At 70.4% G+C, this 20,926-nt stretch carries 22 protein-coding genes; 9 read left to right on the plus strand and 13 right to left on the minus strand.

The window, feature by feature from the left end:
- Positions 1-34 precede the first annotated feature (34 nt).
- The 6 genes from FHS07_RS05745 to FHS07_RS05770 are packed head-to-tail and all read right to left on the minus strand — an operon-like array spanning position 35 to position 3,175.
- Positions 35-937: an Asp23/Gls24 family envelope stress response protein gene (locus tag FHS07_RS05745; protein ID WP_183418880.1), complete on the minus strand. Its 903-nt coding sequence runs from the start codon at positions 935-937 to the stop codon at positions 35-37.
- Between the two features lie 19 nt (positions 938-956).
- Positions 957-1,544 carry a hypothetical protein gene (locus FHS07_RS05750; RefSeq protein ID WP_183418881.1) on the minus strand — a complete coding sequence of 196 codons (588 nt, stop codon included), beginning with the start codon at positions 1,542-1,544 and terminating at the stop codon, positions 957-959.
- Positions 1,541-2,122 (minus strand): DUF6286 domain-containing protein, encoded by a 582-nt coding sequence (locus FHS07_RS05755; protein ID WP_183418882.1) that lies wholly within the window; start codon positions 2,120-2,122, stop codon positions 1,541-1,543. Before FHS07_RS05755 ends, FHS07_RS05750 begins: the two co-directional genes overlap by 4 nt.
- A complete protein-coding gene (locus FHS07_RS05760) occupies positions 2,122-2,511 on the minus strand; it encodes an Asp23/Gls24 family envelope stress response protein (RefSeq protein WP_221189130.1) in 390 nt (129 codons plus the stop codon). Before FHS07_RS05760 ends, FHS07_RS05755 begins: the two co-directional genes overlap by 1 nt.
- Positions 2,508-2,696, minus strand: coding sequence for a DUF2273 domain-containing protein (locus FHS07_RS05765; RefSeq protein ID WP_183418883.1), 189 nt, complete (start codon positions 2,694-2,696; stop codon positions 2,508-2,510). Before FHS07_RS05765 ends, FHS07_RS05760 begins: the two co-directional genes overlap by 4 nt.
- Positions 2,693-3,175, minus strand: a complete 483-nt coding sequence (locus FHS07_RS05770) for an Asp23/Gls24 family envelope stress response protein (RefSeq protein WP_183418884.1) — start codon at positions 3,173-3,175, stop codon at positions 2,693-2,695. The genes FHS07_RS05765 and FHS07_RS05770 overlap by 4 nt, the downstream gene beginning before the upstream one ends.
- Before the next feature lie 218 nt (positions 3,176-3,393).
- On the opposite strand from FHS07_RS05770, the gene fdhD reads away from it, so the two are divergent.
- The 3 genes from fdhD to FHS07_RS05785 all read left to right on the plus strand — a co-directional run bounded on the left by fdhD (position 3,394) and on the right by FHS07_RS05785 (position 8,138).
- Positions 3,394-4,272, plus strand: a complete 879-nt coding sequence (fdhD, locus tag FHS07_RS05775) for a formate dehydrogenase accessory sulfurtransferase FdhD (protein WP_183418885.1) — start codon at positions 3,394-3,396, stop codon at positions 4,270-4,272.
- Positions 4,273-4,339: 67 nt separating this feature from the next.
- Positions 4,340-6,640, plus strand: a complete 2,301-nt coding sequence (locus tag FHS07_RS05780; protein ID WP_246383123.1) for an FdhF/YdeP family oxidoreductase — start codon at positions 4,340-4,342, stop codon at positions 6,638-6,640.
- 220 nt (positions 6,641-6,860) lie between these two features.
- Entirely contained in the window at positions 6,861-8,138 is a 1,278-nt protein-coding gene (locus FHS07_RS05785) for an ATP-binding protein (protein ID WP_183418887.1), read from the plus strand.
- A 54-nt stretch (positions 8,139-8,192) separates the two neighbouring features.
- On the opposite strand, the gene FHS07_RS05790 is transcribed toward FHS07_RS05785, so the two are convergent.
- The gene (locus tag FHS07_RS05790) at positions 8,193-9,194 is read right to left on the minus strand and encodes a glycerate kinase (RefSeq protein ID WP_183418888.1); all 1,002 of its coding nucleotides are present in this window, start codon (positions 9,192-9,194) and stop codon (positions 8,193-8,195) included.
- A gap of 204 nt (positions 9,195-9,398) precedes the next feature.
- Here FHS07_RS05790 and purL point away from each other — a divergent pair, with 204 nt between their 5' ends.
- Positions 9,399-11,771 (plus strand): phosphoribosylformylglycinamidine synthase subunit PurL, encoded by a 2,373-nt coding sequence (gene purL / locus FHS07_RS05795; protein ID WP_183418889.1) that lies wholly within the window; start codon positions 9,399-9,401, stop codon positions 11,769-11,771.
- 82 nt (positions 11,772-11,853) lie between these two features.
- Positions 11,854-11,988, plus strand: coding sequence for a hypothetical protein (locus tag FHS07_RS16650; RefSeq protein ID WP_281369379.1), 135 nt, complete (start codon positions 11,854-11,856; stop codon positions 11,986-11,988).
- Between the two features lie 112 nt (positions 11,989-12,100).
- Here the strand turns inward: FHS07_RS16650 and FHS07_RS05800 are convergent, their stop codons facing one another.
- The gene (locus tag FHS07_RS05800) at positions 12,101-12,421 is read right to left on the minus strand and encodes a YciI family protein (RefSeq protein WP_183418890.1); all 321 of its coding nucleotides are present in this window, start codon (positions 12,419-12,421) and stop codon (positions 12,101-12,103) included.
- A 178-nt stretch (positions 12,422-12,599) separates the two neighbouring features.
- On the opposite strand from FHS07_RS05800, the gene FHS07_RS05805 reads away from it, so the two are divergent.
- Positions 12,600-13,646 carry an efflux RND transporter periplasmic adaptor subunit gene (locus FHS07_RS05805; RefSeq protein WP_183418891.1) on the plus strand — a complete coding sequence of 349 codons (1,047 nt, stop codon included), beginning with the start codon at positions 12,600-12,602 and terminating at the stop codon, positions 13,644-13,646.
- Between the two features lie 33 nt (positions 13,647-13,679).
- Positions 13,680-14,414: a hypothetical protein gene (locus FHS07_RS05810; protein WP_183418892.1), complete on the plus strand. Its 735-nt coding sequence runs from the start codon at positions 13,680-13,682 to the stop codon at positions 14,412-14,414.
- A gap of 12 nt (positions 14,415-14,426) precedes the next feature.
- Here FHS07_RS05810 and FHS07_RS05815 read toward each other — a convergent pair whose 3' ends face one another.
- Complete coding sequence (locus FHS07_RS05815; protein WP_183418893.1) at positions 14,427-14,687, minus strand: DUF3253 domain-containing protein; 261 nt, start codon at positions 14,685-14,687, stop codon at positions 14,427-14,429.
- 47 nt (positions 14,688-14,734) lie between these two features.
- On the opposite strand from FHS07_RS05815, the gene FHS07_RS05820 reads away from it, so the two are divergent.
- On the plus strand, positions 14,735-15,466 hold the full coding sequence (locus FHS07_RS05820; RefSeq protein WP_183418894.1) for a DUF2071 domain-containing protein: 732 nt from the start codon (positions 14,735-14,737) through the stop codon (positions 15,464-15,466).
- A gap of 53 nt (positions 15,467-15,519) precedes the next feature.
- Here FHS07_RS05820 and FHS07_RS05825 read toward each other — a convergent pair whose 3' ends face one another.
- The 4 genes from FHS07_RS05825 to FHS07_RS05840 all read right to left on the minus strand — a co-directional run bounded on the left by FHS07_RS05825 (position 15,520) and on the right by FHS07_RS05840 (position 19,718).
- Positions 15,520-16,425, minus strand: coding sequence for a glycine betaine ABC transporter substrate-binding protein (locus FHS07_RS05825; RefSeq protein ID WP_183418895.1), 906 nt, complete (start codon positions 16,423-16,425; stop codon positions 15,520-15,522).
- Between the two features lie 148 nt (positions 16,426-16,573).
- Entirely contained in the window at positions 16,574-17,578 is a 1,005-nt protein-coding gene (locus tag FHS07_RS05830; protein WP_183418896.1) for an ABC transporter permease, read from the minus strand.
- Positions 17,578-18,876 (minus strand): betaine/proline/choline family ABC transporter ATP-binding protein, encoded by a 1,299-nt coding sequence (locus FHS07_RS05835; RefSeq protein ID WP_183419423.1) that lies wholly within the window; start codon positions 18,874-18,876, stop codon positions 17,578-17,580. The genes FHS07_RS05830 and FHS07_RS05835 overlap by 1 nt, the downstream gene beginning before the upstream one ends.
- A gap of 536 nt (positions 18,877-19,412) precedes the next feature.
- Entirely contained in the window at positions 19,413-19,718 is a 306-nt protein-coding gene (locus tag FHS07_RS05840) for a chorismate mutase (RefSeq protein WP_183418897.1), read from the minus strand.
- A gap of 80 nt (positions 19,719-19,798) precedes the next feature.
- Here FHS07_RS05840 and FHS07_RS05845 point away from each other — a divergent pair, with 80 nt between their 5' ends.
- Positions 19,799-20,923, plus strand: a complete 1,125-nt coding sequence (locus FHS07_RS05845) for an AI-2E family transporter (protein WP_183418898.1) — start codon at positions 19,799-19,801, stop codon at positions 20,921-20,923.
- The last annotated feature ends 3 nt before the right edge of the window (positions 20,924-20,926 follow it).

Raw genomic sequence — 20,926 nt, forward strand, 5'->3', positions numbered from 1 at the left:
GCCGAAGCGGAGGCGCCCTCTCGTGTATGACAGGTCAGGGGCGAGGACGGTCGTCTTCCACGACCGACTGCACGCTGTCCACCGCCGGCGTCTTGTCGTCGGTGCGCACCTCGTCGGCGGCGATCGCGATGTCGACCGCGGCGTCCTCGAGAGCCTCGGCGACCACATCGCGCACGTCCCCACGGTCATCGGCGGGCACGTCCGTCGCGGGGTGTGCGGGCTCGAGGCCCTCCGTCACGCGATCCGCCGCGTCGATGTCCGCCCGGGAGTCGGCGGCGGCGACACGTTCGCGGGCCGCCTTCACCGTCTCGTCGACGGCGGCGGCCGCACCCGCGGCGACGTCCTTCGTCTTCGACAGGGCGACGTCGACGGTCTCCGACGCACTGGCCGCAAGGTCTTTCGACCGCGCCACCGCGTCGTCCATCGCAGCCGAGGCGCCGGCCGCGACGTCCTTCGACTTCGCCTTCATGTCGTCGACCGCCACCGAGGCACGGGCCACTGCGGCATCCGTCTTCTCCTTCGCGGCTCCCGCGGCATCACGAGCGCGGGCCGCGACGGCATCCGCCCGCTCCTCCGCCTCGTCGACGACGTCGCGGTCGAACGGGCCGAACACGCCGGTCACCACGACGTTCACGTCGACGGTGCCGCGCCCGAGGGGCGTGAGAGCGCTGCGAACCGCGGTGCGCACGGCGTCGGAGACCTCGTGCAGCTTGTGCGGATAGTCGACGACGAGCGAAACGGTCGCGGTGACCGAGTCGGCGCGATCCGTGTCGATCTTCACGCCGGGGACGACGCTGGTGAGGCCGACGCGCTCACGCACGGCGTCGGACGCACGGCCCAGCAGGCTGCCGAGCGCGTGCACGCCCGGGACGGCACGCGCAGCCGTCGCGGCGAGGCCTGCCGCATCGTCCAGAGCGGGAAGGTCGGTGGTTGTCATGACGTCTCCTCGTGGGGTGTCAATGCACGCGGGTGTTGTCGCGCGCGAGTTTGGCGCGGAGCCCGGTGTGGATGGAGATGTAGGCGCGGAGGTTCTGTCCGGTAAGGGCGGCGAGGTTGGTGACGAGGGTGTCCACGTGCTCGGCGACCTGGCGGGGTGAGGTGTTCTGGCGCGGGGTGACGGCGACGTGCAGCACCGACTCCCGGTTAATCTCGCCCGCAGTGACGCGGGAGGACAGGATCTCGTCGCGCTCGGCGAGGGCGTTCTTCAGCGCCTCCGAGGCGAAGCCGTCGGAGACCGTGATGCGGCCCTCGGCGCCTGCGCTGCCGGTGGACTGCAGGGGCGCGTGACGACGACCGCGGACGGCCGACGACGCGATGACGATGAGGATGATCGCCAGCACCACGAAGGCGGCGACGGCACCCCAGCCGGCGGACTCGCGTCCGAGCGACTCGAGCCATCCCTGGAAACCGCCCATGACGGACGTCCAGGTGTCGGTCCCACCGGGCAGGAGGCCCACGGCGAGCGCGAGGGCGCCCGCGGCCAGCAGCACGACGGCGAACAGGAAGAGGACGAAGCGGTTCAGACCGCGACGCGTCGCATTCATCGGGACTCCTTGGTGTCAGGACGCTCGACGCGCACGTGGGAGCGCACGGCGGGCGTCAACTTGTAGGCGGCGATCTCCTCGTCGACGATGTGGCGCAGCTGCGCCTCGTCGACCGGGATGCCGACCGGCGGACGCACGGTGACGTCGACCGAGCGGTGGGCGACGCCCACCACGATGTCGTCGCGCGCGATGCCGGACTCGTTGCTGAGGTGCTGGGCGATGGCGGATGCCACGACGCCGTTATCGACGACGACGGCGCGCTCTCCCCACTCCATCTCGTGGCGCGAGAGTCGGCCGGGCTTGAGGGCCAGGATGAGCACGAGCAGGCCGAGGACGGCCAGCACGACGCCGCCGACGATGAACGCGACGGGCATCAGGGCCGTGGGAGCTGCGACGACGGCATTCAGAGCTTCGCCGGGGGCGACCAGCAGCGGCTGCGCGCCGACGAGGTTCAGGATGATCTCGACCGCGGCGTACGCCAGGACGAGCAGGAGCAGGACGACCACGACGAGCATGGCCACGGTGCGGGGCGAGTGGGTCTCGCGGCGCACGACGGTGCGGAGCACGGCGTCAGTCATCACAGCACTCGCTTTCGCTGGGGGGCGGAGGCGCCCGAGATGGTCAGGTCGACGCGCGAGATCTCGCGGCCGAACAGCCGGGTCAAGCGCGAACGCAGTTCGCTCTGGGCCGCGCGGGCCGCTTCGAGCACGGGGGTCGCGCGGCGCACGGCCTCGGTGTCGTCGAGACGCGGTACCGGGAACGGCGAGGTCACACGCACCGCGGCGGTGTCGCGGGCCGAGACGATCTCGACGTGGACGTTCTTGGCATCCACTCCGATCACGTCGGCGGCGGCCCGTTCAGCCGTCTTCTGCAGCACGCGGTCCGCGATGTGCACGCGGCCGGCGGGGAGGCCGGGGCCGGCAACCGTGCGGTTGCCGGCCCCGGGGGAAGCGGTGACGGTGGTCACGATGTGCTCCGACCCTTGAAGGCGTTGACGATGTTGCCGAAGTCGAGTTCACCCGCCGTGACGCGGGCGACGACGACGCCGATCGCCATGAAGAGGACGACGAGGATGAATCCCCAGAATCCGAAGATCAGGGCACTGAGGGCCAGGACGAGCCCGACCAGGGCGCCCTTCGTCGTGGCGGTCACTGGACGCGCTTTTCGTTGCTGTCGTCGTCGTTGTTGTCGTCGCCCGGGATGTGGACGTCGTTCACATCGACGTTGACCTCGACGACCTCGAGGCCCACGAGACGGTTGATGGCACCGGCGACGCGGCCGCGCACCTGGTCGGCGACCTCCTGGATGGGAGCGCCGTACTCGACGACGATGGTGATGTCGGCGGCGGCCTGGGTCTCGCCGACCTCGACCTTGACGCCCTGCGTCAGATCGGTCGCGTTGATCGCGTCTCGGATCGCACCGAGGGCACGGGCTCCGCCGCCACCCAGCGCGTACACACCGGCGACCTCGCGAGCGGCGATACCGGCGACCTTGGCGACGACACCCTCCGCGATCGTGGTCTTGCCCTCGGTGTGGGCGTCCTGACCGCGGGCGCCCAGGGGACGGTTCACGCGCGACGCCGCCTGCGGGACGTTCTGCGCGGCAGGGGTGGTGGAGACGTTCTCAGCCATGTCGGTGCCTTTCAGAGTTCGTGACCCGGAAGCTCCGGGGTAGGTGTTCCGACCTACATGACTAAGACGTACCGGGTCGGGTAAACGTCACGCCGCGCTTGAAAAATCTTGCGAGATCTGTATTCGGACGAATAAGGATGGCCGTACACGCCTCCTCCCCCACCCCCGGGCGTACGCTTCCCCCATGCCCTCCTCCCCTTCCGTGCACCGCCGCTGACATGGGTCGCCTCACCACCTCGCGGCGCGTCACGCGCATCACCCTCGAGGGCGTGAACCGCCAGCGACCGGATGCCATCGCGGTGGAGGAACCGCTCGAGATCCGCGTCGCGGGTTCGCCCCTGTCGGTGACCATGCGCACCCCCGGGCACGATGTGGAGCTGGCCGCCGGCTTCCTCGTGTCGGAGGGCGTGATTAGCCGCGGCGACCAGTTCGCCCGCGCGATCCACTGCGGGGGCCCGGGCACGGGCGGTGCCGACGGCAACACCTACAACGTGCTCGACCTCACGCTCGCACCGGGGGTCGCCCTTCCCTCCACCGACATCACCCGGTCCTTCTACACGACGAGCTCGTGCGGGGTGTGCGGCACGGCATCCATCGACGCTGTGGAGAAGGTGTCCTCCTACGACGTGGCCTCCGACGGCATCCAGGTGTCGGCTCACCAGGTCGCGTCCTTCCCCGATCGCCTGCGCGAAGAGCAGAAGACCTTCGACAAGACCGGGGGGCTGCACGGCGCCGCCCTCTTCGACGTCGCGACCGGGGAGCTGCTCGTCGCCCGCGAAGACGTGGGTCGCCACAACGCCGTCGACAAGGTGGTGGGGTGGGCGCTGCTGAACGACCGACTCCCCCTGCGGGGAACCGTGCTGCAGGTCTCGGGCCGCGTGAGCTTCGAGCTCGTGCAGAAGGCCGTGATGGCCGGCATACCCGTGCTCTCCGCGGTGTCGGCGCCGTCGTCGCTGGCGATCGAGCTCGCCGAGCGGGCGGGCCTGACGTTGGCCGCCTTCGTCCGCGGCACGAGCATGAATCTGTACACACGGGCGGATCGCATCGTCGCGCCGTCCACAACCCCCGCGGAGCACGAGACCGCGAGCGTACGCTGACGACCGGATGCCACGAGCGCGGCGTCATGACCACCGGAGGGTCGACATGGGTGAGTCCTTTGGACTGATGACCGAGAAGCCACGTCAGGGAGGCCTCGGGCCGCAGGTCGACGGGGAGTGGTCGAGCACGGGTGCCTACGAGCACCCCGCCGCCGGGTGGGGCGCCGCCGTGACCGTCGGAAAGGTGCTGCTCGAACAGCGGCAACCCGTCGCCGGCACCAAGGCGATGTTCACGATGAACCACCCGAAGAGCGGGTTCGACTGCCCCGGCTGCGCGTGGCCCGACGACAAGGGCGTCGCCCTCGACATCTGCGAGAACGGCATCAAGCACGTCACGTGGGAGATGACGCACAAGCGGGTCGGCAAGGAGTTCTTCGCCGAGCACTCGGTGACGGAGCTATCGCAGTGGAGCGACTTCGAGCTCGAAGACGCCGGGCGCCTCGTCGGTCCGATGGCGTACGACGCCGAGACCGACCACTACGTGCCGATCTCGTGGAACGACGCCTTCCGCATGATCGCGCGCCATCTCACGGCGCTCGATTCCCCCGACCAGGCGGCGTTCTACACCTCTGGTCGCCTCAGCAACGAGGCATCGTTCCTCTACCAGCTGTTCGCCCGCGAGCTCGGGACGAACAACCTCCCCGACTGCTCGAACATGTGCCACGAGGGCTCGGGCCGCGGGCTGACGGCATCCCTCGCCACGGGCAAGGGCACCGCCGACCTCGAGGACTGGGCGTCGTGCGACGCGCTGTTCGTGCTGGGCGTCAACGCCGCCTCGAACGCCCCGCGCATGCTCACGAGCCTCGCCGAGGCCATCGACCGGGGCGCGCAGGTCGTGCACGTCAATCCTCTGCGCGAGGTGGCGGGCACTCGAACGATCGTTCCGCACGAGATCCTCGACATGGCGACGTTCCACAGCACCCCGACCAGCACGATGAACCTGCAGGTGCGCCCGGGCGGCGACCTCGCGCTCGTGCGCGGCATGGCGAAGGTCGTGTTCGAGGCGTCGGAGACCGATCCGACCGCCCTCGACCGGGCTTTCCTCGACGAGTACACGACGGGTCTCGACGAGTACCGCACGATGGTCGAGGCCACCCCGTGGCCGAAGCTGGTCGAGCAGGCCGGTCTCACCGAGGCCGAGATCCGCGCAGCCGCCGCCGTGTACCTCGCATCCGAGCGCTGCGTCATCAGCTGGTGCCTCGGCGTGAGCCAGCACCAGCACGGTGTCGACACCGTGCGCGAGATCGTCAACCTGCTGCTGTTGCGGGGGAACGTGGGGCGGAAGGGCACGGGTCCCTCACCGGTCCGCGGCCACAGCAACGTGCAGGGCAACCGCACGTGCGGCATCAACCACAAGCCCACCTCGACCTGGCTCGCGAAGCTCGACGAGGTCTGCGGCATCACCTCGCCCCGCGAGCCCGGGCTCGACACCGTGCACACGGTGGCGGCGCTGCACCGTGGCGACCTCAAGGTGTTCCTCGGCATGGGCGGCAACTTCGTGCGAGCCGCTCCCGACACCACGCTCACCGCCGAGGGCATGGGCCGCTGCGAGCTGACCGCGCACGTCAGCACCAAGCTCAACCGCAGCCACCTCACCCACGGCAAAGAGGCGCTGATCCTTCCGTGCCTCGGGCGCACCGAACGCGACGTGCAGGAGGCCGGACCCCAGTCGATTTCGACCGAGGATGCCATGAGTTCGGTCATGCTGTCGCTCGGCTCCCGCAAGCCGGCATCGCCGCACCTGCTCAGTGAGCCCGAGATCATCGCGCGCATCGCCCGCGCGACGATGCCCGAATCGGCCACGCCGTGGGAGTGGTACGTCGGCGACTACGACCGCATCCGCGACACCATGGCGAAGGTCCTGCCCGGTTTCGAGGGCTTCAACGAGCTCGTTCGCCAGCATTACGGATTCCGTGTTCCGCAGCCCGCCCGCGAGCGCGACTTCCAAACGCCGTCGGGCAGGGCGGAGTTCTCGGATGCCGAGCTGCCGAACGTCATCCCCGAAGAGGCCGACGTGCTGGTGCTGCAGACCATGCGCTCGCACGACCAGTGGAACACCACGATCTACTCGGCCGACGACCGCTACCGGGGTGTGCGCAACATCCGCGAGTTGGTGTTCATGAACCGGCGCGACATGAAGGAGCGCGGCATCGCCGAGGGCGACCTGGTCGACATCGTCGCCACCTCGCGCGACGGCTCGGTGCGCAGCGTCACGGCCTTCCGTGCGCTGCAGTACGACACCCCGCGCGGCAGCGCCGCCGGGTACTTCCCCGAGATGAACGTGCTGCTCGGACCCGACGACTACAGCCGCCAGAGCGACCAGCCGCTGATGAAGGACATCCGGGTGCGCATCGCCAAGACCGCCTGATCCGCCGCGATCGAGTCGGCGGGCGACGCCGTGGTGGCCTCGGGTGGCGGGGGGACGCTACGGTGATCCCGAGCAGAGGTCCGCGATGCGCGCACCCCGCCATCGCGGCCTCGGCGTCCGTTGTCGACGAGCACCCCGATCGATGCCGGCGCGCTCGGCACCCGGACCGTCACGGCCGATCCCGGAGAGTCGAGCACCGACCGATCGAAGGGACATGAACATGGCCGCGTGGCGTATCCGCGACTACCACGACGACGACGTCGACGACATCCTCCGCCTCTGGGAGACGGTCACCGCCGACGGCACCGAACCGGTGTACAGCCTCTCCGAGGTCCTCGCCTCCTGCGCGAAAGACGTCGCGGTCGTCGCGGTGTCGGGCGAGCGGGTGGTGGGGGCGGCCGTCGGCCGCGCAGCCCACGCGCAGGGCTGGGTGGTGTTCCTCGCCACGACGGAGCACCTGCGTGCCAGCGGACTGGGCGCGGCGCTGCTCGGCGCGCTCGAAGCGCGCATGGCGCCGCACGGCATCAGCAAGCTCTCGGCCCTCGTTCCCACGGGCGAGACCCCGGTCGACGCCCTCCTCTCGCAGGGCTTCGCACCCCTTCACGACCTGCGGTATTTCGAGCGCCACATCCCGGTCCAGCGCGAGGAGTTGAAGTTGCTCGCCGAACTCGGTGGCCGCGTCCTCCCGCGGGGACTGTGGGATGCCGTGGGCGGGATGACCGCCGAGAAGAACCTGCTCGAGCGCCGCGTGGTCATGCCCCTGGCCCATACCGAGCTCGCCGACCGCTTCGGGGTGGTGCCGCCACGCGCGATCGTGCTGTTCGGTCCGCCCGGGACCGGCAAGACGACGTTCGCGAAGGCGATCGCGTCGCGTCTTGAGTGGTCGTTCGTCGAGGTGTTCCCCTCCCGACTCGCGGGTGCGCCCGAGGGGCTGGCCGGGGCCCTGCGGTCCACCTTCGCCGCGATCGCCGAGCTCGAGCACGCCGTCGTCTTCATCGACGAGGTGGAGGAGATCGCCTCGCATCGCCAGGGCGAGCCCCCGTCGCCGACGCAGGGCGTCACCAACGAGCTGTTGAAGATCATCCCGGCCTTCCGAGAGCAACCCGGGCGCATCCTCATCTGCGCGACCAACTTCATCCGCTCCCTGGATGCCGCGTTCCTGCGCCACGGCCGGTTCGACTACGTCATCCCCATCGGCCTCCCCGACGAGCAGGCGCGCACGGCGATCTGGCAGCGCTACGTGCCCGAGAGCGCGGTCGACATCGACATCGCCGATCTCGTGGCGATGAGCGAGGGATTCTCGCCTGCGGACGTCGAGTTCGCGGCCCGGCAGGCCTCGCAGTCGGCCCTGGAGTCGGCTGTGGATGCCGGTGCGCCCGACCCCGCGGGGCCGTATATGTCCGACTACACCGCGGCGATCGCCCGGACGCGGGCGACGGTGTCGCCTGAAGCCGTCGCGGAGTTCCTGGAGGACATCACCACCGTCGGGCGGGTGTGAGGCCACCCGACCGCAGGGTCGGATGCGGCGAACGCGCGCGCCCGGTCGGGTGAGTCAGCGGCCGATGCCGGCCAGCGCCACCGCCGTCGCGAGACGCACGGCGGTGGCGGGGTCGCGCCACGCGCGGGCGGCGCCGACGACCTCGGTCAGCGACACGATGCCGGCGTCTCCCGCCTCGGCGGCGGCGACGCCCGCGACCACCACTGCCGGCACGCCGTGCGCCGCGGCGAGCGCGATCACGTACCCCGGCGCCTTCCCTGCCGAGGTCGTGGCATCGAACGTGCCCTCGCCCGTGAGCACCAGGTCGGCCGTCTCGATCTCCGCCTCGAGCCGGAGGGTGTCGGCGATGCAGGCGGCACCGTCGACCAGCTCGGCGCCCGCGGCGAACAGCGCGCCCGAGAGGCCGCCCGCCGCACCCGTGCGCGGGACCGTCGCCACGTGGCGTCCGAACCGGCGCTCCCAGTCCGCGGCATCTCTCGCCAGTCGTCCGGTCAGCCGCTCGACCGTCCTGGCATCCGCGCCTTTCTGGGGTGCGAAGACCCGGGCGGCATCGGCGAAGACCGTCGTGGTGTCGGTCAGCGCGACGACCCGCCCCGGGGGGAACGGCACGCGGTCTCCCAGCGCCTCGATCGCGCCACGGCCGCCGTCGGTCGTGGCCGAGCCGCCCATGCCGACCATGATCCGGGCGGCTCCGGCGTCGACCGCGAGCGCGACGAGTTCGCCGACGCCGCGGCTCGTGGCGCCCCACGGGTCGTTCCCCTCCGCTCCGCCGGCGAGCACGAGCCCGGATGCCGCGGCCGACTCGATCACGGCGACGTCGTCGTCGAGCCGCCAGGCGGCCTCGACCGGTCGACCCAGGGGCCCGGTCACGGTGGCGCGGCTGTTCGCGCCGCCGAGCGCGTCGAGCGTGCCGTCACCGCCGTCGGCCATGGGGACGACGGTGAGCTGCGCGTCGGGCCACCTCTCGCGGACGGCCTGAGCCATGGCATCCGCTGCTTCGCTCGCCGTCAACGTGCCCTTGAACTTGTCGGGGGCGATCACGACACGAGGAGGCACCCCCCGCACACTGCCCCGGATGGGGCGTGAGGTCAAGCCCGCGCTCACCCGCGTCCTCGGTGACCCGCCCGACCTCGGCCCGGATGCCACGAACGCGCTGAGCGTGCGCAGATCACGGACCCCGAGCCACCGCCCCGGGCAATGCCCGCGCACCCAACTAGACTGACTCCCGTCCGGCCCCTGCGATTCTTGGAGCTCAGCCGCGTGACCACCCCGAACCCCTCCGACGCCCGTACGGCCCTCGCCGACACCGTCGAGAACGCCATCGCGACGCCCGAGAAGGAGCAGCCTTACGGCGCCCTCGGCCTGAAGTCCGACGAGTACGCCAAGATCCGCGAGATCCTCGGCCGACGCCCCACCAGCGGCGAGCTCGCGATGTACTCCGTCATGTGGAGCGAGCACTGCTCCTACAAGTCGAGCAAGATCTACCTGCGCCAGTTCGGCGAGAAGGTCAGCGACGAGATGAAGACCCGCCTCATGGTGGGCATGGGTCAGAACGCGGGCGTCGTCGACGTGGGCGACGGCTGGGCCGTCACCTTCAAGGTCGAGTCGCACAACCACCCCAGCTACATCGAGCCCTTCCAGGGCGCCGCGACCGGCGTCGGCGGCATCGTCCGCGACATCATCTCGATGGGTGCGCGCCCCGTCGCCGTCATGGACCAGCTGCGCTTCGGCGCGATCGACCACCCCGACACTCCCCGCGTCGTCCACGGCGTGACCAGCGGAATCTCGTTCTACGGCAACTGCCTGGGTCTTCCGAACATCGGTGGCGAGACGGTGTTCGATGCCGTCTACCAGGGCAACCCGCTGGTCAACGCCCTCGCCGTCGGCGTCATGCGACACGAAGACATCAAGCTCGCCAACGCCACCGGCGTGGGCAACAAGGTCGTTCTGTTCGGTGCCCGCACGGGCGGCGACGGCATCGGCGGCGCCTCGATCCTGGCCTCCGACACCTTCGCCGACGGCGGACCCACCAAGCGTCCCGCGGTGCAGGTGGGCGACCCCTTCGCCGAGAAGGTGCTCATCGAGTGCTGTCTCGAGCTGTACAAGGGCGACCTCGTCGAGGCCATCCAAGACCTCGGGGCCGCGGGCATCTCCTGCGCCACGAGCGAGCTCGCCGCCAACGGCGACAGCGGCATGAAGGTCGAGCTGTCGAAGGTCCTGCTGCGCGATCCCTCGCTCACGCCCGAAGAGATCCTCATGTCGGAGTCGCAGGAGCGCATGATGGCGATCGTCGCGCCCGAGAAGCTCGACGCGTTCCTCGCCGTCGTCGGCAAGTGGGACGTCGAGACGAGCGTGCTCGGCGAAGTCACCGGCGACGGCCGCCTCGTCATCGACTGGTACGGCGAGCGCATCGTCGACGTCGACCCCTCGACCGTCGCGGTCGACGGCCCCGTCTACGAGCGCCCGGTCGCGTACCCGACCTGGATCGACGCACTGAACGACGACACCGCCGCGACGCTGCCCCGCGCCACCGACAACGACGTGTTGCGCGAGCAGTTCACGACCCTGGTGGCGAGCCCCAACCTCGCCGACACGTCGTGGATCACCAACCAGTACGACTACTACGTGCTGGGCAACACCGCGCTGAGCTTCCCCGACGACGCCGGCATGATCCGCGTCGACGAAGAGACGGGGCTCGGCTTCGCGATCGCCACCGACTGCAACGGCCGTTACAACCAGCTCGACCCCTACAACGGCGCGAAGCTCGCCCTCGCCGAGGCCTACCGCAACGTCGCCGTGACGGGCGCCGTTCCCACGGCCGTCACCGACTGCCTCAACTTCGGCAGCCCCGAGAACCCCGAGGTCATGTGGCAGTTCAGCCAGGCCGTGGAGGGCCTGAGCGACGGCTGCCTCGAGCTCGGTATCCCGGTCACGGGCGGCAACGTCTCGTTCTACAACCAGACCGGCGACCAGCCGATCCACCCGACCCCGGTGGTGGGTGTCCTCGGCATCATCGACGACGTCGCCGCGCGCATCCCGAGCGGCTGGCAAGATGCCGGTGAAAACCTCTACCTGCTCGGCACCACCGCCGACGAGCTCGACGGCTCGCAATGGGCCGGCACGATCCACGATCACCTCGGCGGCCGCCCGCCCCGGGTCGACCTCGCGAAAGAACGCAAACTCGCCGAGCTTCTGCAGGCCGCAGGATCCCAGTCGCTCGTCTCGAGCGCGCACGACCTGTCGTCGGGCGGTCTCGCGCAGTCTCTCGCCGAGGGCGTCATGCGCTTCGGCGTCGGCGCGCGCGTCTGGCTCACCGAGCTCATGGAGCGCGACGGCGTGGATGCCACGGCCGCCCTGTTCAGCGAGTCGACCGGCCGCGTGCTGGTCAGCGTCCCCCGCGAAGAAGACGTCAAGTTCCGCGGCCTCTGCGACGGCCGGGGCTACCCTGTCCTGCGGATCGGCGTGACCGACATCGAGCCGGGCACCGAGGCGTCACTCGAGATCCAGGACGTCTTCACGGTGACCGTCTCGGAGCTGCACCGCCTCTCGAACGAGACGCTTCCCGCGGTGTTCGGTCCGACGATCGCGGAGCCCCCCGTCTCGGGCTCCACCGTCGCGGCGCCGATGGCCTGAGCTTCCCGCCGCGCGCTCCGTTCGGGGCGCGCGACGAGGGTCTCGACACGAACCCCGATAATCAGCCGAGAGGAGACGCGCGATGACCGATGACGACGACATGACCGTGTTCAGCGACAAGCGTCAGAAGCGCGTCAAGATCACCGCGTGGGTCGTGATCGGCGCCCTCGTGCTCACGGGTGGCGGCGCGACGGTCATCTCCCTGATCCTCGGCTGACGCTCCGCACCCCGCGTAAGGGGTCACCTTCTGTCGCCTGGCGAGCGCCTCGGCGACAGAGGATGTCCCCTCATGCGATCTCGAGCGGGGCGGAAAGTCCCGGCGCCGGAGGTCAGTACTCCACGATCGGGCGCACCTCGACGGTGCCGTACAGCGGCGCGCGGCGGGCGTAGTCGGCGGCCGCGTCGAGATCGGCGACGTCGAGCAGGTAGTAGCCCGATAGGGCGGGTGACGGCTGGGGCTCGGCATCCGGATGCCGCGAGATCGAGGTCACCACCGCGCGGGCGTGCTCGACCTCGGCGAACTGCGCCGTGTCGCTCAGGACGCCGTCGGTGCGCAACGACTCCTCGTACCGCATCCAGGCGGCGTAGTCCTCTTCGGCGTCACCACCCTCGTAGCTCCCGTCGGACCACATCACGAGCATGACCTTCATGTCGACCTCCCTCATCGCGTCGCGCCCACTCAAGCAGTCGGTTGCGACATCGGGAAGAGCCACCTCAATCGGGTCCGAGACGTCGGCACGGCTCAGCGGTGTCGCGTGCCGCGCCGTCGCCTGCGGGTTCCGGCCTGACGCCCAGCGTCGTGTCGGTGGGCCGACGTAGCATGGGGGCGTGGAACCGCTTCTGGCATTGTTCGCCGAGTGGTGGTGGATCGGCCCCGCCGCGGCCGGTGCGGGCACCGTCGGCTGGGTCGGCGTGCGCCGCTCACGGCAGCGTGCTCTCCCCGCGGGCACCACGACCACCACGGATCGCGCGGCGCGGGCCTGGGCCTCGCGGCCGCTCAGCAAGGCCGCCGCGCGTCGCCTCGAACTCGACGCCGCCCAGCTCGATCTGCAGATGGCGCGCAACGCCGTCACCCGCGGCCGCGCCGACGTCAAGGTCGCCGACGCCGAGGTGGTGCGCGCGCAGGCGGAGCGGGCGGCATCCCGTGTCTCGAACGACGTGGTGACCGCCGCGCGCGCACGGCTGGTCGACGCGCAACCCGACCTCCGTGCCGCGTCCGCCGAGGTGCGGGCGCGACGAGCCGGCGTCAAAGCGGCCAAGGCGATGCTCCCCGCGATCCGCTCCGGCAGCGCGCCATTACCCGTCGTGCGGGTGCTCGCCGAGCACGACGCGATCCTGACACGGTGGATGGCGTACGAGACCGACACCGCTCTCGCGATCGACTATCCCGTCATGACCGACCCGCGCTCCCCCCTGCTGGCCGAGTTCCTGCGCGCGCACGAGCGCGCCCAGTGGCTGCGTCCGGCGACGCCCCAGACGCGCCTCGAGCCCGCCGACTTCCTCGCCTATCGCGACGCCGTCCGTCGCGCCGGCCACGCGTTCGACCGGGCGGAGCAAGCGGCTCGCCGCGGTGGCGAGCAGCCGAGCGTCGAGGGCACCGACGCGTGGAGTCGGGTGGCATCCGACCTCGCCGAGACGGCCCAGCGGGCCCTGGCCCGCTCGATGGAGTCGATGGGCCGTGCGGCGACGCGCACCTGGAACGAGCGCGGCGCGAAGCGTCCGCAGAAGAACGGCCCGGAGGCCGCGGGCGCACCGCCCCGCAGAGGTCCCGGCGCCGCACAGCCCGACGCCCGCAACGGCGAAGGCGCACCGCCCCGCAACGGCCCGGTGTGGCCGCCTCCCGCACGGGATCGGCCGCAGCCACCACCTTCGTGAGGGCGTTCGAGGCGACCGGCGTAGCATGGCGCCGTGCAGGACTTCTGGAATTTCGCGGGCAGCTATTGGTGGCTCGTCTTCCCCGTGTTCGGAATGACGATGGGGGCCGTCAACGCGCGGGTCAAGCACCGTGAGCTGAGCGCCCGTCGACGACACCGCGAGCAATTGGAAATCCTGCGCGCTCAGGGCGCCGCCGGCCCCGCATCCCTCGACGCCGGCACCCCCGCCGACGGCGATCAGCGACGCATCACCGCCGCGCAGGACGACGTGACGCATCGATGGTTGGATTACGAGCTCGATGCGGCCAAGCTCATCAGTTACCCCGCGATGAGCGACGGACGCCAGCCCCTGACCGCCGCCTTCCTGCGCGCGAAGAAGGTCGCCGACAACCTGCGCCCCGCCGAGGGCGAGACGCTGTCACCGTCGCGCCTGAAGGAGTATCGCGACGCTGTCACCGATTACGAGGTCGCGTTCGAGGTGGCCGAACGAGACGCGCGACGCGTCAAAGATGCCGCCTTCACCCCCGACGAACGCAAGCGCCTCGTCACGGCCAAACAGCTCCTCAGCGTGGCGACCGACCAGGCTGCGACCCCCAACGAGCGCCAGCTGGCGTACCGCCGCGTCCGCGAGGAGCTCGACGGTCTCATCTGGCTGTCCGACGAGGCCGTCGACGAACTCGAGAAGAAGGTGGCGCTGCAGCTCCCGCGCACGCCCTCGACCCCTCCGGCATCCGGTACCCCGCTCACCCCGCCCGAGCCCGCGGCCTGAGGGGTCGCGCGTTCAGCGCGCCCGGCGGATGCGCACCGGTCCGCGCGCCTGCGTCACGTCGACCACTTCGCCTTTCTGGGTCACCTCGACCTCGCCGAGGCCCACCAGCTCGTGCGCGGCGTCGCGCGCCGGCTGCATCAGGTCGCGCCAGTCGTCACCGCCGACCGCGCGGGCGGCCTCGGAGGGGCAGATCGTCTTGTCGGCGTCGCGCGCGGCGAGGAGTTCGCGGATGGATGCCACGAGCCGCGGGTCTGCACCAGATGACGGGGCCATCTGTCCAGTGTCTCTCCGCGACGCGGCGCCGGGGCCAGAATGACCCGGTGATCACCGAGCGCCATGCACCCGATCTGCCCGGTCGCGCCGTCATCGCGCAACGGTGGAACCGCGCCGTATTCGTGCACTGGCGAGTCGACCCGTCCGAGGTCGCGCCCTTCCTGCCCGCGGGGACGCGCCCCGATGTGCACGACGGCTCGGCGTGGGTGGGTCTCGTGCCCTTCGTGCTGAGCGGGTTCCGGTTCCTGCCGTTCCCGCCGGTACCGCTCCTGGGCACGTTCACCGAGATCAACGTCCGCACCTACGCGGTCGACGACGCCGGCCGCCGCGGGGTGGTCTTCCGGACTCTCGAGGCCGAGCACCTCGCCCCGGTGCTCGCCGCACGTGCGCTGTTCGGCCTCCCCTACCGCTGGGCACGGGCGGGCGTACGCACCGATGGCCGCCGCATCGAGTACCGATCCCGGCGTCACGGGGGTCGGCATCCGGGCACTCGTCTGCGGGCGACGCTCGGCACCGAGACGGTCGACACCGACCTGTCGCGCTTCCTCACCGCGCGCTGGGGCTTCCACGAGCGTCACCTCGGACGCACGATCTGGGCGGCGAACAGTCATGAGCCGTGGCCCCTGGTCACCGCCGAACTGGATGCGCTCGACGACGACCTCGTGGCCGATGCCGGATTTCCTCAGCTCACCGGCCGCGCCCCCGACTCGGTGCTGGCGATGCCGGCGGACCACCCCGGGTTCCTCACGCGGTTCACCGGGGCGCACGCCATCTCCTGAGACGACGAAGCCCCCTCCACCACGCGGCGGAGGGGGCTTCGAGACGGACCGGCTCAGTCGCGTTGCGTGGAGAAGGCCGCCGGGTACTGCGCGAGCCAGGCGTCCACCGCCTCTGCCTCGCGGCCCTCGCCGTACTCGTTGACCACGAGGTCCTCGAGCGCACCGTACTGCTCGTCGTCGAGCTGGATGCCGGCGATGAGCTCGGCGGCATCCGGGTACTGCTCGGCGAAGCCGGAGGTGCCGAGGAAGTGCAGAGCCTCGGGGTCGCCCATCAGGCCCTGGGGGTCTTCGAGATCCTTCACGTCGTACGCGTCGTTGGCCCAGAAGGGACGCCACAAGGTCACGGCGATGTCCTTCTGCGCCGCGATGGCGTTGTCGAGCTCGGTGAGCATCGCCGCGGTCGACGAGGTGACGAGCTCGAGGTCGCCGTCGAGGCCGTAGCCGGGGAGCATCGTCTCCTGCGTCTGCTTCGTCAGGCCCGCACCCGGCTCGATGCCGTAGATGCGGCCGTCGAAGCGCGCGGCGTTGGCCTTGAGCTCCTCGATCGAGTCGATGTCGACGTAGCTGGGCACAGCGATCGTGAGCTTGGCATTGTCGTAGTAGGCGCCGAGATCCTCGATCTCGTCGCCGTAGCGGTCCATGTACGACTTGTGCGTCAGCTCGGGCCACGCCGAGGGGTAGATGTCGACGTCGCCCTGGGCGAGGCCCGTGTACAGCGGGCCCGCTTCGGTGAGGGTCTGCATCTCGACGGTGTAGCCGAGCTTCTCGAGCTGGTCTTCGAGCAGGTAGGCGGTGCTGAGGCCGTCGGTCCAGGAGGGGAGGAACCCCAGGGTGATCGTGCCCTTGCCGCCGCCGCCGCCCGAGCCGCCTTCGGCCTGGTTGCCACTGGCGCAGCCGGCGAGGGTCAGCGCTCCTGCCGCGGTGAGGGCGAGGGCGGTCGTGAGGTGTCGCGTGTTCATCGCTGTGTTCTCTTCCTTTTCGTCCGTGATTTCCGTGGGTGCCCCTTCGTCCTGGCGCGTGAGGGGTCATGTTCTGTCGCCTGGGCGCTCCCGCGACGACACTTTCTGACCCCTCACGCGCGCGAGGGAGGGGGAGGGGGGTCGGGGCTCAGCGGCCCGACGACACCGGCGCGCGACGCGGGGAAGCCTTCGCGCGCTCGGCCTGGCTCGCGGCATCCGCTGACGCGGTGTCGACGTGCGGCGCCGACGTCGACCCTGCGGAGGCGACCTCGGCCGCACGTGCGGCGCGGCGCCGGGCGATGACGCCCAGCAGCGACCCCTTGTCGTCGGAGCGATCGCCGAGGGCGGCGGTGAGACGGTCCAGGTACACCGCGAGCACGACGACGCTCAGGCCCGCCTCGACGCCCTTGGGCAGGTTGACGGTGGAGATCGATTGCACGACCTCCTTGCCGAGGCCGTCGGCCCCGACGATGCCGGCCACCACGGCCATCGACAGCGCGAGCATGATGACCTGGTTGACGCCCGCCATGATCGTGGGCATGGCGAGGGGCAGCTGGATGCCGCGGAGGATCTGCCCCGGCGTCGCACCGAATGCGTGGCCGGCCTCGACCGTCTCGGAATCCACGCCGCGGATGCCGAGCTCGGTGAGCCGCACACCCGGGGGGAGGGCGAAGATGACGGTGGAGACGACACCGGGCACGACGCCGATGCTGAAGAAGGTGATCGCGGGGATCAGGTACACGAAGGCGGGCATCGTCTGCATGAAGTCGAGGATCGGCTTCAGCACCGCGCGCACGGCGGGGTTGCGGGCCGACCAGATGCCCAGCGGTACCGAGATCGCCACGGCGACGACGGTGGCGACGAGAACGAGCGCGAGCGTCTGCATCGCCGTGACCCACTGCCCCATCGCCAGGATGAGCGCGAAACCGATCACGGTGCCGAGCGCGAGCTTCCATGAGCGCAGGAGCCATCCCAGGGCGGCCGCGACGACGATGACCACGATGATGGGCGCCGCGAGCAGCACGTCGCTCAGCCCGCCGACGAGGAAGCGTACGACGACGGCGACGAGGTCGAGCACGCCCGAGAGGTTGTCACGGACCCAGTCCACTCCGGCATCCACCCACGACCCGACCGGGATACGGAAACCGTCCATCAGCGCACCCCCTCGGTCTCGGATGCCGTGACCCCGGCGTCGGCGGAGGTCCCATCGAGCACCGCGTCGATCTCGGCGGAGGGAAGGGGCTGGGGCAGCACGGTGAGCTCCTCGGTCGAGGTGGGGCCGGGGCCCAGCGCCGCGAGCAGGGTCACGCGCGGGATGACCCCCGCGAGGCGCCCGTCGGCGTCCAGGACGGCGAGGGGGAGGGGCGACTCGACCGACGGGACGAAGAGGTTCATCAGCACGTCGTCGTCTCGCACGCTCTGCGGCAGGGGCTTGAGCGTGCCGAGCAGCGAACCCTCTCCGGCGCGCACGAGCTTCATGGCATCCCGGTCGGTGATGATGCCCAGGGGCTTGCGGTCGCGATCGGTGACGTAGACCGCCGACATGTAGGCATCGCGCATCTGCCGGAGCGCCGTGCGCGGGCCCGCCGACGCGTCGACCCGCGGACGGGGACGCTCCATGACGTTGCCGGCGGTGAGCACGCGGGCACGGTCGACGTCCTGCACGAACTGCTCGACGTAGTCGTTCGCGGGGTCGGTGAGGATGTCTTCGGGCGTGCCGATCTGCACGATGCGCCCGTCGCGCATGACGGCGATCCGGTCGCCGAGGAACATGGCCTCGTTGAGGTCGTGGGTGATGAAGACGATGGTCTTCTTCAGCGTCCGCTGCAGTTCGAGCAGCTGCTCCTGCATCTCGCGGCGGATCAGGGGGTCGAGCGCGCTGAACGCCTCGTCCATCAGCAGGATGTCGGTGTCGGCGGCGAGCGCACGGGCGATGCCGACGCGCTGCTGCATACCGCCCGAGAGAGCCGAGGGGAGCTTGTCGCCCCAGCCCTCGAGGCCGACGAGCGCCAGGATCTCGTTTGCCTTGGCGAGGCGCTCGGTCTTGCCGACCCCGCGGAGCTCGAGGGGGTAGGCGACGTTCGCGGCGACCGTGCGGTGGGGCAGCAGGGCGAAGTGCTGGAAGACCATCGCGAGGCGGTCGCGGCGGAGCGAGCGCAGGCGCGCGGCTCCGACACCGGTGAGGGCGTCGCCCTGCACCTCGACGGATCCCGCGGTGGCCTCGTGCAGGCCGTTCAGCATGCGGATGATCGTGGACTTGCCGGAGCCGGACAGACCCATGATGACGAAGATCTCCCCGGGCTTCACCTCGAAGCTCGCGTCGATGACGGCGGCGGTCCCGTCGTCGGTCGTATCCTCGCGGCGGGCGCCGGAGCGGAGCTTGTCGACGGCGGCCTGGGGTGCGCGACCGAAGACCTTGAAGAGGTTCTTCGCCGCGAGGGCGGGCTTCACGGAAGCGGGGGTCGCGGAGGCGGGGGTCGCGGAGGCGGGCCTGGTGGAGGCCGGCGTCTGCAGGGCAGGCGGATGGGTCACTGTGTGCACCTCAGCGGCCTTCGGGTGGCCGCAGCGGTCACGCCCGGGTGGCAGCCGTCTGCGCTCTCGGGGTGGAGCGCATCAGCGCCGGACATCGGATCCGGCGCTCAGGCCGCCGACCGTACGCTCGCCGTGTCGACTCCAGGCGAGTCGTCACCGGCGACCGCGGACTGGTCGGGTGGGCGGCCCGGAAACGGGCCTGCACAAACGTTTCATGCTGATGGAATGGCTGGCAAATCGCCGTTCACCTTGCGATCCCGGATGCCGTGTGGCACGCGCGCGCATGTGTTCGCGGCGTGTGCGACACCGTCGTCGGCCGGGGCGCCGGTGTCGGCCCGGGCGTGTCGCTGCTCCCCCTCCGTGGGCCTACGAGATGCGAGATCGCGAGCGCGTCGGCGCGGTCGGGCGCGGGGTCCGGTCGATCGCGGCCGCGGGCAGCGGAGCGGGTGGGGTCGTCAGTCGGCCGCGGGCTGCGCGGCGGCCGAGCGGTGGTGGCGGATGACTTCGGCGACGACGAAGTTGAACCACTTCTCGGCGAATGCCGGATCGAGGTCGGCGTCTTCGGCCAGACGCATGAGTCGGGCGATCTGCTGCTCTTCGCGAGCGGGGTCGGAGGCCGGCATCCCGTGTTGGGCTTTGAGGACGCCGACTTGCTTGGTGCAGCGGAAGCGTTCGGCGAGGAGGAAGATCAACGCGGCGTCGATGTTGTCGATGCTGCCGCGAAGCCCCTGAAGGATCGTCGAAGGGTCGGCGTCGGTCATGTGTCCTCCCAGATCGCCTCGACCCTACCGCGTGGGGCGGCGTTACCTCTGCCGCGACCCCGGAGCCATACAGTGTGAGCATGAGCCGATCGACGCGTCCCGACCCCGCCGCAGAGGGCGCCGAAGCCGGCGCGTCGACCTCGCGCGACAAGCCCGTCTGGTCGGCGATCGCCCGCCCCTACGCGGCCGGTTTCTTCCTCACGCTCGGCGGCCTCACGGCGTTCCTGCTGGCGCTCACGCTCGGCAGCCTGTCGACGGTGCTGATCTACATCGGCATCGCTCTTTTCATCGCCCTCGCCCTCGATCCTCTCGTGCGCATGCTCGTGAAGCGCGGCCTCTCGCGCGCGTGGTCGATCCTCATCGTCTTCGGCGGTCTCGCGCTCGTTCTCGCCGGGGCCCTGTGGCTGCTGATTCCGCCGGTCGTGCGGCAGGTCGAGCAGTTCGTCGGCGACATCCCCTCCTTCGTCAACGACCTCATCGACAGCGACGCCGTGCGCTGGGTCGAGGCCAATTTCGGCGACAGCCTCGGCGACATCCTGCAAGAGGTGCAGAACTTCGCGACCAACCCCGCGAACATCGCCGCGATCGGCGGCGGGCTCCTTCAGGTCGGCATCACCATCGGCACGTTCATCTCGGGCGCGATCGTCGTGCTCGTGCTGAGCCTGTATTTCCTGGCATCCCTCCCGAAGATGAAGAACAGCCTGGTGCGGCTGACACCCGCCCGCAGCCGCGCGACGGTCTCCGACATGACGGGTCAGATCACCGACTCGGTCGGCGGCTATCTCGCCGGCATGGTCGTACTGGCGCTGTGCAACGCGGTGTTCGCCTTCATCGTCCTCACCATCTTGCAGCAGCCCTTCGCGGCGCTGCTCGCCGCCCTTGCGTTCGCCATCACCTTGATTCCGCTCGTCGGTTCGGTGCTCTTCTGGGCGACGGCGACGGTGTTCACTCTTCTCGTCGACCCCACCGTCGGGTTGATCTTCGCCCTCGTCTACCTCGTCTACATGCAGATCGAGGCATATCTCCTGACCCCGCGCGTGATGAACCGCACGATCTCCGTCCCCGGCTCGCTCGTCGTCATCGGAGCGCTCGTCGGCGGCACGATTCTCGGCCTGCTGGGCGCCCTCGTCGCCATCCCCGTCACGGCCTCGGTACTGCTGATCATCAAGCAGATCGTCATCCCGCGACAGGATGCCAAGAAGTAAGTC

This window comes from Microbacterium proteolyticum (genome assembly GCF_014192415.1).
In the GTDB taxonomy this organism is placed as follows: Bacteria; Actinomycetota; Actinomycetes; order Actinomycetales; family Microbacteriaceae; genus Microbacterium; species Microbacterium proteolyticum.